The sequence below is a fragment of the Agrobacterium sp. CMT1 genome, from assembly GCF_037203725.1.
In the GTDB taxonomy this organism is placed as follows: Bacteria; Pseudomonadota; Alphaproteobacteria; order Rhizobiales; family Rhizobiaceae; genus Agrobacterium; species Agrobacterium pusense.
In genome coordinates, this window is the sequence record NZ_JBBCAR010000002.1 from 472,739 (window position 1) to 483,678 (window position 10,940).

Annotated in this window: 9 protein-coding genes and 1 riboswitch; of the genes, 1 reads left to right on the plus strand and 8 read right to left on the minus strand. The window is 57.6% G+C overall.

Translation table 11 applies throughout. The annotated features are described in order from the left end of the window. Window positions 1–11 precede the first annotated feature (11 nt). The 7 genes from nrdE to WA845_RS05005 form a co-directional block, all read right to left on the minus strand. Complete coding sequence (gene nrdE / locus WA845_RS04975; protein ID WP_112556114.1) at window positions 12–2,198, minus strand: class 1b ribonucleoside-diphosphate reductase subunit alpha; 2,187 nt, start codon at window positions 2,196–2,198, stop codon at window positions 12–14. Then, window positions 2,186–2,584, minus strand: coding sequence for a class Ib ribonucleoside-diphosphate reductase assembly flavoprotein NrdI (gene nrdI / locus WA845_RS04980; protein WP_004439016.1), 399 nt, complete (start codon window positions 2,582–2,584; stop codon window positions 2,186–2,188). Before nrdI ends, nrdE begins: the two co-directional genes overlap by 13 nt. An 11-nt stretch (window positions 2,585–2,595) precedes the next feature. Then, on the minus strand, window positions 2,596–2,817 hold the full coding sequence (gene nrdH / locus WA845_RS04985; RefSeq protein ID WP_004439013.1) for a glutaredoxin-like protein NrdH: 222 nt from the start codon (window positions 2,815–2,817) through the stop codon (window positions 2,596–2,598). Between the two features lie 298 nt (window positions 2,818–3,115). Beyond that, window positions 3,116–3,339: riboswitch (cobalamin riboswitch) on the minus strand. 132 nt (window positions 3,340–3,471) lie between these two features. Beyond that, window positions 3,472–4,101: a nucleoside triphosphate hydrolase gene (locus WA845_RS04990; RefSeq protein WP_022555336.1), complete on the minus strand. Its 630-nt coding sequence runs from the start codon at window positions 4,099–4,101 to the stop codon at window positions 3,472–3,474. Further along, window positions 4,098–4,880: an ATP-binding cassette domain-containing protein gene (locus WA845_RS04995; protein WP_004439010.1), complete on the minus strand. Its 783-nt coding sequence runs from the start codon at window positions 4,878–4,880 to the stop codon at window positions 4,098–4,100. The genes WA845_RS04990 and WA845_RS04995 overlap by 4 nt, the downstream gene beginning before the upstream one ends. After that, window positions 4,880–5,962 (minus strand): ABC transporter permease, encoded by a 1,083-nt coding sequence (locus WA845_RS05000; protein WP_004439008.1) that lies wholly within the window; start codon window positions 5,960–5,962, stop codon window positions 4,880–4,882. The genes WA845_RS04995 and WA845_RS05000 overlap by 1 nt, the downstream gene beginning before the upstream one ends. A 224-nt stretch (window positions 5,963–6,186) precedes the next feature. Next, on the minus strand, window positions 6,187–7,209 hold the full coding sequence (locus tag WA845_RS05005; RefSeq protein ID WP_004439006.1) for a sugar ABC transporter substrate-binding protein: 1,023 nt from the start codon (window positions 7,207–7,209) through the stop codon (window positions 6,187–6,189). A 264-nt stretch (window positions 7,210–7,473) separates the two neighbouring features. Between WA845_RS05005 and WA845_RS05010 the strand changes: the two genes are divergently transcribed. After that, entirely contained in the window at window positions 7,474–8,706 is a 1,233-nt protein-coding gene (locus tag WA845_RS05010; RefSeq protein ID WP_004439004.1) for an ROK family transcriptional regulator, read from the plus strand. A gap of 50 nt (window positions 8,707–8,756) precedes the next feature. Here the strand turns inward: WA845_RS05010 and recQ are convergent, their stop codons facing one another. Next, window positions 8,757–10,565, minus strand: a complete 1,809-nt coding sequence (gene recQ / locus WA845_RS05015) for a DNA helicase RecQ (RefSeq protein ID WP_337322215.1) — start codon at window positions 10,563–10,565, stop codon at window positions 8,757–8,759. Window positions 10,566–10,940: the final 375 nt, after the last annotated feature.

A 10,940-nucleotide genomic window follows, 5' to 3' on the forward strand; every position in this document is an offset into this window, starting at 1 on the left:
TGTCCCTCAAATCAGAGCGTGCAGGAAACGCAGCCCTGAACCTGCGTGCCTTCCAGCGCCATCTGGCGCAAACGGATGTAGTAGATGGTCTTGATGCCCTTCTTCCAGGCATAAATCTGTGCCCGGTTGATGTCGCGGGTCGTGGCCGTATCACGGAAGAACAGCGTCAGAGACAGGCCCTGATCGACATGCTGGGTAGCCGCCGCGTAGGTATCAATGATTTTTTCCGGGCCAATCTCATAGGCATCCTGGTAATATTCGAGATTGTCGTTCGAGAGATAAGAAGCCGGGTAATAAACGCGACCAATCTTTCCCTCTTTACGGATTTCAATCTTCGAAACGATCGGATGAATGGATGATGTGGAGTGGTTGATATAGGAGATCGAGCCTGTCGGCGGCACTGCCTGCAGGTTCTGGTTATAGAGGCCTGATGCCATGACCTCCTGCTTCAAGACCTTCCAGTCTTCCTGCGTCGGAATGGCGATACCGGCCTTTTCGAACAAGTCGCGGACTTTCTCCGTCGCAGGCAACCATTCCCGGTCGGTATATTTGTCGAAATATTCGCCCGAGGCATATTTGGAGTTTTCAAAGCCCTTGAAGCTCTGGCCTCTTTCCACCGCCAGCCGGTTGCTGGCGCGGATAGCGTGATACGTCACGGTGTAGAAATAGATGTTGGTGAAATCTATGCCTTCCCCCGAGCCATAAAAGATGCGCTCGCGCGCCAGATAACCGTGCAGGTTCATCTGACCGAGCCCGATGGCATGGCTTTCGTCATTTCCCTTTTCAACAGACGGAACGGAGGAGATGTGGCTCATGTCCGACACCGCCGTCAGTGCCCTGATGGAGGTTTCAATGGTCTTGCCGAAATCGGCCGAATCCATTGCCGCGGCGATATTCAATGAACCGAGATTGCAGGAAATATCCTTGCCCATGTGACTATAGGAGAGATCGGCGTTGAACGCGCTCGCTTCGCTGACCTGCAGGATTTCCGAGCAGAGATTGCTCATGCTGATGCGACCGGCAATCGGATTGGCGCGGTTCACCGTATCCTCAAACATGATGTAGGGATAACCGCTCTCGAACTGGATTTCGGCGATCACCTGGAAGAATTCGCGCGCCTTGATCTTCTTCTTGCGGATGCGGCTGTCGGCGACCATCTCGTGGTATTTTTCCGTCACCGAGATTTCGGTGAAGGGCACGCCGTAGACCCGCTCCACATCATAGGGAGAGAACAGATACATATCCTCGTTGTTGCGGGCGAGCTCAAAGGTGATGTCGGGGATGACAACGCCGAGCGACAGGGTCTTGATGCGGATTTTTTCGTCGGCGTTTTCACGCTTGGTATCGAGGAAACGCATGATGTCGGGATGGTGGGCATGCAGATAGACAGCACCCGCACCCTGGCGGGCACCGAGCTGGTTGGCATAGGAAAACGAATCTTCCAGCAGCTTCATCACGGGTATGACACCGGAGGACTGGTTTTCGATCTGTTTGATCGGCGCGCCAGCCTCGCGAATATTGGTCAGTGAAAGGGCAACGCCGCCGCCGCGCTTGGAGAGCTGCAGCGCCGAATTGATGGAGCGGCCGATGCTTTCCATATTGTCTTCCACGCGCAGCAGGAAACAGGAGACCAGCTCGCCGCGGCTCTTCTTGCCCGCGTTCAGGAACGTCGGGGTCGCTGGCTGGAAGCGGCCGGAAATGATCTCGTCGACCAGATTGCGTGCCAGCTGCTCATCACCGCGCGCAAGGGAAAGCGCCACCATGCAGACGCGATCCTCGTAACGCTCCAGATAACGTTTTCCGTCGAAGGTCTTCAGCGTGTAGGAGGTGTAATATTTGAACGCACCGAGGAAGGTCGGAAAGCGGAATTTTCGGGCATAGGCCTCGTCATAGAGGTCACGAACGAAATTGAAGGAATACTGGTCCAGCACCTCCTGTTCGTAGTAGCCCTCCGCTACCAGATAATCGAGCTTTTCCCTGAGGTTATGGAAAAACACCGTGTTCTGGTTGACGTGCTGGAGGAAATATTGGCGGGCAGCAAGACGATCCTTGTCGAGCTGGATTTTTCCGTTCTCGTCATAAAGGTTCAACATCGCGTTCAGCGCGTGGTAGTCCAGGCCTGCATCGAGCGGCGTCTGGCTTGCGGCTGTTGGCTGTTTGGTGTCCTTGCGCAGCGCGCTAGCGGTCAGCGTGTCCAAAATCGTTCCAATCCATGTTTGACGTTGGCGACATCCTCCTCAGTGCCGAGAAGCTCGAAGCGATAGAGAAACGGCACTGCGCATTTGCGCGAGACGATATCTCCGGCGGATGCGAAAGCTGCGCCAAAATTGGTGTTTCCCGCCGCGATGACGCCGCGAATGAGATTGCGGTTGGAGGGCTCGTTTAAAAACCGGATGACCGGCTTCGGCACGGCACCCTTGGTGCCGCCGCCGCCATAGGTGGGCGTGACGAGCACATAGGGTTCCGACACCTGAGGCACGTCATCCTCAGCGCCGAGCGGCAGGCGAAGCAACCGCCGCCCCAGTTTCAGAAGGAAACGATGGGTGTTTTCGGAACGACTGGAATAATAGACGATCAGACCCATCGCCCGCCGCCTCAGCCGATCGAGCCGATCATGTCCGGCCGGAACCCCGCCCAATGGCGTTCGCCGGCAACCACCACCGGAACCTGCATGTAACCGAGACCACGGACATGATCGAGAGCGTCCGCATCTTCGGAAATATCGACGATCTCATAGGGAACGCCTATGCGGTCGAGTGCGCGATAGGTGGCGGTGCACTGGACGCAGGCCGGTTTGCTGTAAACGGTGATGGTCATAATTTCCCTTTCGAAGCCATTTTGGACGCGGCAAAGCGTTGCCGATTGCAATCGCAATCGGGCGGCGGTGGTTTTGTCATTCAGGTGGGGCGTGCTCTCTCGGAGTTTCCTTGGGAAATCCGACTGGGTTCTCCTGGAACTGCTGAAAGCCGCAGAAAAATCACTCCCTACGCAGACGAGCGTAGCAACTCAAAAATATGCACTGGCATGACTTCACCCCGAAGCTTGTTCTGGAGGGGGCAGAAAAGGGCGCACGCAAATCATCTGCGTCTACACCTTCCTCCGGACACCCCGCCCGTGGACGTTTGCGCTCAAGGCAGGTCTCCTGACTTGCGGGTCACAACATCTATTCCGGCCTTCCCGGAGCGCTCAGCTCCAGTGACTCAAATCGGAACGATGCTCGCCGCTTACAGTTGCGGGGGCAGTTTCGGCCTTGCTTCACCACGATGGCGTCACGCACCGAATTCCCGTCTTAGCTCCCAATCCTTGCGAATCGGAAGAACCTCGAACACCACATATAGTATATGAGGAAATTTTCTCGTCAATAAATAGACACACAAAAGCCGCGCCCTGTGGATCAAAAAGATTCAACACATGGTCAACAATGACTTAACGGCGGGCCGGACACACCGCGTGGGAGATGAAGATGTTAATCTATTCCCAGATATCGATGTGGATATCGGCGGGACGGGCGTTTTCGATCACCCTTTTCCCGTTGGGAAGATCGTTTGCGAAAAGCTTGGCGTGGATCTGAGCTGCATCGAGACCATAACCCAGCCATCTGTTTCGCAGCCTCTCTTCCAGCACCGCGACGGACGGACCCACGAAGATAGTGAGATCAAAGCTCCCGGAAAGGTTTGTCCAGGGCGCTTCGTTCAGCAGCAGATAATTGCCCTCGGCGAGGATGAAGCGTGTTTCCGGAGCAATCGCACGGGCAGACGCAATGGCGATTTCACGGGAGCGATCAAACACCGGGACAAGCACCTCCTGCCCGCCCTTGCGAACGGCGGAGACGATATCGAGGAAGCCACGCACATCGAATGTTTCCGGCGCACCCTTCCTTGGCAGCAGTCCTCGCTCTTCGAGGATGCCATTGTCCATATGGAAGCCGTCCATGGGCAGAATGGCGGCCGTTTCGCCCCGTGCGCGCAAGGCGTCGCAAAGAGCATCCGCCAACGTGGATTTGCCGGCCCCAGGGGGACCGGCAATCGCGACGATGAAACGGGAGTGGCCTTCTGCCCGCTGAAGAACCTCTTCGACGATCGTCTCAAGCTTCAGCGTCATGCGGCGAGCGTTTCCTTCGGTGCTTCCTTGGCACCGGTCATGAAGGCGACGGCATCCGACATGGAATAGTCCTTCGGGTTGATGACGCACAGGCGCTTGCCAAGCCGATGGATATGGATGCGGTCGGCAACCTCGAAAACATGCGGCATGTTATGCGAGATCAGAACGATCGGCAGGCCGCGGGAACGCACGTCGAGAATAAGTTCTAGGACACGGCGGCTTTCCTTGACCCCAAGCGCGGCAGTCGGTTCGTCGAGGATCACGACCTTGGAACCGAAGGCGGCTGCACGTGCCACCGCGACGCCCTGGCGCTGACCGCCCGAGAGGGTTTCCACCGCCTGATTGATGTTCTGGATCGTCATCAGGCCGAGTTCCGACAGTTTTTCGCGGGCGAATTTTTCCATGGCCGGACGATCCAGCGCGCGGAAGAGGCTGCCCTGTATGCCGGGCTTACGGATTTCCCGGCCAAGAAACATATTGTCGGCTATGGAAAGTGCAGGAGACAAGGCCAGGTTTTGATAGACGGTCTCAATACCCGCCTTGCGCGCCTCAATCGGCGAACGGAACTGCACAGGCTGGCCCTCCAGCCGGATTTCCCCCTCATCGGGCGTAACCGCGCCTGAAATCGCCTTGATGAGAGAGGATTTTCCGGCGCCGTTGTCGCCGATCACGGCCAGGATTTCGCCCGGATAGAGATCGAAATCGGCGTGATCGAGGGCGGTCACACGGCCATAGCGCTTAACGAGATTGCGTGCTGTGAGAATGGGTTCTTTTGTCATCAGCCTGCTACCTTTCTGATCCACTGGTCGATTGCGACAGCCAAGATGATGAGGACGCCGATCAACAAATAGGTCCATTGCGGGTCTGTCCCGATAAGCCTGAGGCCGAGCGAAAAGACGCCGACGATCAGGGCGCCGAAGATCATGCCCATGATGGAGCCGCGTCCACCGAACAGTGACAGACCGCCGATAACCACCGCCGTGATGGATTCGATATTGGCGAATTGGCCAGCAGTCGGCGAAACCGACCCGATGCGGCCGATGAGAGCCCAACCGGCAAAGGCGCAGATGAGGCCTGACAGGGTGTAAACAGTGGTCAGCATACGTTTGACGTTGACACCGGCGAGCTCTGCGGCATCCGGATCGTCACCCACGGCATAAAGATGGCGGCCCCAGGCGGTGCGGTTCAGGACATACCAGAGCAGAGCAACAAGCAGAACCATGGCGATGACGCCGTAGGTGAAGACCGCATTGCCTATACGAAGATTGGCGCCGAAAAATTGCAGGATCGGTGCCTGCTGGGCAATGTCCTGAGCCCGGATCGTCTCATTTGCGGAATAGAGGAAGTTGGTCGCGAGCACGATCTGCCACATGCCAAGCGTGACGATAAAAGGCGGCAGGCGCATGCGCGAAACCAGAACGCCGTTTATGAAGCCGCAAAATGCGCCAACGGCGAGACCACAGAGAATGGAGAGCTCCGCTGGCAGACCGTAACGGAAAGTGAACTGCCCCATGACGACCGAGGACAGAACCATGATCGCGCCGACCGAAAGGTCGATGCCCGCCGTCAGGATGACCAGCGACTGTGCCGCGCCGACGATGCCGACGATCGCGACCTGCTGCAGGATGAGGGTCAGCGAGAAGGCCGAGAAAAACTTGCCGCCAAGGAGCAGGCCGAAAATAATCAGCGACAGCACCAGAACAATAAGCGGCACGGCCGCCGGGCTGGAATGGAGAAAGTGCTGGAATTTTTCCAGCGCGCTCTTGTCGTGCGTATCGAAAGCGGCGACCTGCGTCGAGCTTCCCGAAAGCACTTTTTCAAATTCATTATGCGGCTGAGCCCGCACCGGCTGATCGCTCATGGATTTTCCTCCCGATCGCTCCATCGCATCCGCCCTGACACCGAGGTCTATCTCCAAAGAGAGTGATGCGTAGATTTCAAAGTGTTGAAGCGGCCTGTGTCATCCCCGAAGGGCGCGCAACGCGCTCGTTTGTTCCTTTGTCCGATCCCCCGGATCGTGCCTGATATTCATTCTGGCCCAAGGGCGGGGGCACGAATGCCCCCGCGGGTTTCAACGGTGAGGCATCAGCCCCAGCATTTGTTGAGACCTTCCTTCGTATCGATCGAGTCGAGGCCCTTGACCGGCTTGTCGGTTACCAGCGTCACACCGGTGTCGACAAAGTTCTTGCCTGCTGTCGGCTTCGGCTTTTCACCCGTGTCCGCAAACTTCTTGACGGCTTCGACGCCAAGCGCCGCCATCAGCAGCGGATATTGCTGCGAGGTCGCGCCGATAACGCCCTCCGCGACGTTCTTGACGCCCGGGCAACCGCCATCGACGGAAACGATCAGCACGTCCTTTTCACGGCCGACGGCCTTCAGCGCCTCATAAGCGCCGGCAGCCGCAGGTTCGTTGATGGTGTGGACGACATTGATGGTCGGGTCCTTCTGCAGCAGATTCTCCATCGCCGCACGGCCGCCTTCCTCGTTACCATTGGTGACATCGTGGCCGACGATACGCGGGTCGTTCTCGTCACCGATCTTGTTGATGTCCTTCACATCAATGCCAAAGCCCTTCATGAAGCCCTGGTTGCGCAGCACATCCACAGTCGGCTGGGAAGGGGTGAGGTTGAGGAAGGCGATTTTTGCGTCCTTGGCCTTGTCGCCCAGCGTGCCGGCGGCCCACTTACCGATCAGCTCGCCAGCCAGAAGATTGTCGGTGGCAAAGGTGGAATCAGCGGCATCGACGGGCTCCAGAGGCGTGTCGAGGGCAATGACCAGAAGCCCCGCATCACGTGCCTTTTGCACGGCCGGAACGATGCCTTTAGTATCCGATGCTGTGATCAGAATACCTTTGGCGCCATCGGCGATGCAGGTCTCGATCGCTGCGACCTGGCTTTCGGAATCGCCGTCGATCTTGCCTGCGTAGGATTTCAGCGTCACACCAAGCTCCTTGGCCTTGGCGGTCGCGCCTTCCTTCATCTTGACGAAGAATGGATTGGTGTCGGTCTTGGTGATGAGGCAAACAGATGTGTCGGCGGCGGAAGCGGCGGAAGCGAAAGAAACGCCAAGCGCAAGCGCGCCCAGAAGAGCGGAAACAGTGGTCTTCATGAGATCCTCCCAATGGATATTTGAGCACCTATTCGGCTACCCGACGATCTCGTCTCCTCCGAGAACAATGATCGTTAGCTCCGATGGAACCACCAAAGGAAACGGCTGTCAATAAATAAATCCGATTGAATTATTAATTCTGTGTGGCATTCTGAGGTCCGGCATGGAGGAATATCGCCAATGACGTTTACGTTGCGATAGCAAGATTGCCATAAAGCCAGCTGTATCGGCCGCGGCAGATATGGAAGGCGGGAGGATGACATTATGAGACAATCTGTCGAGACGGCGCAGCAAGCGCCGCCCACTACCATGGATATGAGCGGTGGCGCCAACCAGATCGGTGTGCGCGCTTATAACGAGCGGCTTGTGCTCTCCCTCGTTCGCCGCCATGGCGGGTTGTCAAAAGCCGAAATTGCCAGACTTTGCGGTCTGTCCGCGCAGACCGTTTCGGTTATCATGCGCTCACTCGAAAAGGACGGGCTTCTCATTCGCGGCGAAAGGCTGCGCGGCAGGGTCGGCCAACCATCGACCCCAATGCGCCTCAATCCCGACGCCGTGTTCTCCTTCGGTGTCAAGATCGGCCGGCGCAGCGTCGATCTGGTGTTGATGGATTTTGTCGGCCACATCAGGCTCAAGCTCCGCAGGACCTACCCCTATCCGCTGCCGGAATGGATATTACCCTTCGTGATCGAGGGTATGGCGGAACTAGAATCGAAGCTTTCCCCCGCAGAACGGCAGAAAATAGCCGGTGTGGGTATCGCCGCCCCGTTCGAACTCTGGAACTGGGCGCAGGAGGTCGGGGCGCCGCAGATTGAGATGGAACGGTGGCGGGATGTCGATATTCGGGCGGGCATCGCCGAAAACGTCAGCTACCCGGTGTTCCTGCAGAATGACGCAACCAGCGCCTGCGGTGCTGAACTGGTATTTGGCGCCGGCCAGAACTATACCGATTTTCTCTACGTCTTTATCGGCTCCTTCATAGGCGGCGGCGTGGTCCTGAATTCAGCGCTGTTTTCCGGAAAGACCGGTACCGCAGGCGCAATCGGCCCACTGCCCGTCCAAGGGGAGGATGGTAATACCGTTCAGCTCCTCAAAATCGCTTCCATCTTCGTTCTTGAGAACATGCTGCGCGAAAGGGGCATCGATCCGCGACCCCTCTGGTTCTCGCCCGACGAATGGATCGATTTTGGCGAGCCGCTGGAAAGCTGGATCGGAAAAACTGCGGCAGCCCTAGCCCAGGCTGTCATCGCCGCAGCATCCATCATCGATTTTTCCAGCGTCATCATTGATGGCGGCTTTCCGGACTGGGTCAGGACAAGGATCGTTGCCGCCACCCGGGAGGCGCTCAAACGCCACGATCTTCAGGGCGTCACGCTGCCGGAGATCGTCGAAGGCGCCGTCGGCAGCCAGGCGCGTGCAATCGGTGGCGCCAGCCTGCCCTTGTTTTCTCGCTACCTCATCGATCAGAACGTTCTGTTTAAAGACACGACCGGTTGACCCGGCTCATGTGACTTATTCCGACGGGATTTCCTCTGGGTGTCGGCCGGTCAGTCGCTGGCGGCATGCTGCATGATCGCCTCAAGAAAGGCCGGACCGTAACGTTCCAGTTTGGTATCCCCCACGCCTGGAATCTGCGCCATATCCTTCACGGAGACAGGTTTTGCGGCGGCAAGCTCGATGAGCGTCTTATCGTGAAAAATCACATAAGGCGGAACGTTCTGTGCGCGGGCGATTTCCATGCGTTTTGCGCGCAGAACCTCGAAGAGGCCGCGGTCAGCGTCTGGCAGGGCGGCAGATGCGGCGTTTCGCGGCGCCTGCTGCCGGGCTGCACGGGGCGCAGATGGTATTCTCAGCATCAGCGACGGTTTTTCACGCAGGAACTGCCTCCCGTCGGCGGAAATGGACAATCCGCCATGTCCGGACAAATCGACATCAATCAGTCGCAACGCGACCAGCTGGCGAAGAATGGCGCGCCAAGTGCGATTGTCGTGCTCCTTACCGATGCCATAAGTGGTTATGCGATCATGCCCGAATCGGGAAATCTTTTCGTCTTCGAGGCCCAGCAGGACGCGGATGACATAGGCTTGTCCGAATCTTTCTCCGGTGCGGTAAATACAGGAAAGCAGTTTTTGTGCGGCTATGGCACCGTCGAACAGATCCGGCGGCTCTGTGCATGTATCGCAATTGCCGCACGGCTCGCATCTGTCGCCGAAATAGGAAAGCAATATCTGCCTGCGGCAGCTTGCCGTCTCCGCAAGACCGAGCAGCGCATCCAGCTTCTGCCGCTCCATATGTTTGCGCTGATCCGCGGCGTCCGATTCCTCGATGAAACGATTACGCAACGCAATGTCTTCATAACCGTAGAGCATGAGCACGTCGGAGGGGAGACCGTCACGGCCTGCACGGCCGGTCTCCTGATAATAGGCTTCAATGCTGCCGGGCAGATCAATATGGACGACAAAACGTACGTCCGGTTTGTCGATGCCCATGCCGAAGGCCACCGTCGCAACGATGATGACGGCTTCACCATGCTGGAAACGGGTCTGGTTCTCCTCCCGCGCGGCTTTGTCCATGCCGGCATGATAAGGCAGTGCGTCACGTCCTTCTTCGCGCAGCCAGGCGGCCGTTTCCTCGACCTTGCGTTTCGACAGGCAGTAAACGATGCCGCTTTGGTCTTCCCGGTCTTTCAAAAAACGTTTGAGCTGAGCGCGGGGATTATCCTTTTCCATGATCGCGTAGCGGATATTGGGACGATCGAAACCCGCGATGAAGGCATCATCCTCTTTGATATCCAGATGGCCGAGGATTTCGGCGCGGGTAGGCTCATCGGCTGTTGCCGTCAGCGCCATGCGCGGCGTATTCGGAAAACGCTCGATAAGCAGATCGAGTTGGCGATAGGGCGGACGGAAGTCGTGCCCCCATTGCGAAAGGCAGTGAGCCTCGTCGACAGCGATCAGCGACAGATCAATGGATTGAAGTGCCTCGAGAACTTCCGGTTTGAGAAGGGTTTCCGGCGCAGCATAGAGAATATCGACATTTCCGGAGCGCATGGCCTGCCAGAGCGCCCGCCGCTCTTCTGGCGAAAGGTCGGAGTTGAGTGCCTCGGCCCGCACGCCGGCCTGCCGAAGCGCCGCCACCTGATCGACCATCAACGCGATCAGCGGCGAGACGATCAGCCCCATGCCTTTGCGGGCGAGCGCCGGAATCTGGTAACACAGTGACTTTCCGCCACCCGTCGGCATCAGCACGAAGGCGTTGTTTCCAGCCATGACATGCCGAATGATTTCCGCCTGTCGCCCACGGAAGCTGTCATAGCCGTAAACGGTCTTGAGGATTTGCAACGGATCGTCGTTCACGGCTTCTTCTTCTGTGTCTCGAGGATGGCGCATCATCGCCAGTTTCGGTTCCATGGCAATCCCGAATGTGGAATTGGCCGCTAAGACAGAAGCGGTGTCAGGCGTTGGCGTACAGAAACCGCTTGAGGCACGCCAACATCACAAGCCATCCGGTCGGGTCCTCCCCGGAGGGACGCCTGGAACGAGCGGCTTCCTGTATGGCTTCAGATTGCACGGCTTCGGGCCAGGGTCGCATCCGGGACTTTGTTAAGCCGGGTTGTTTTCGGAGTGTTCGACTGTGTTTGGGTGCGCCCACTTGCGCGCGTGCTCGGGGCTGGATTTGTGCTATCGTTGAGCTATGCCCAAAACGCAAGAAAGCCTTCTTTTGGGAGAGGG

What these genes read in the sequence shown, in the direction of transcription:
- WA845_RS04990 (WP_022555336.1), bottom strand. Translation starts at nt 4,101, where the DNA reads ATGACGCTGAAGCTTGAGACGATCGTCGAAGAGGTTCTTCAGCGGGCA.
- WA845_RS05000 (WP_004439008.1), bottom strand. Translation starts at nt 5,962, where the DNA reads ATGAGCGATCAGCCGGTGCGGGCTCAGCCGCATAATGAATTTGAAAAA.
- WA845_RS04995 (WP_004439010.1), bottom strand. Translation starts at nt 4,880, where the DNA reads ATGACAAAAGAACCCATTCTCACAGCACGCAATCTCGTTAAGCGCTAT.
- nrdI (WP_004439016.1), bottom strand. Translation starts at nt 2,584, where the DNA reads ATGGGTCTGATCGTCTATTATTCCAGTCGTTCCGAAAACACCCATCGT.
- WA845_RS05010 (WP_004439004.1), top strand. Translation starts at nt 7,474, where the DNA reads ATGAGACAATCTGTCGAGACGGCGCAGCAAGCGCCGCCCACTACCATG.
- nrdH (WP_004439013.1), bottom strand. Translation starts at nt 2,817, where the DNA reads ATGACCATCACCGTTTACAGCAAACCGGCCTGCGTCCAGTGCACCGCC.
- WA845_RS05005 (WP_004439006.1), bottom strand. Translation starts at nt 7,209, where the DNA reads ATGAAGACCACTGTTTCCGCTCTTCTGGGCGCGCTTGCGCTTGGCGTT.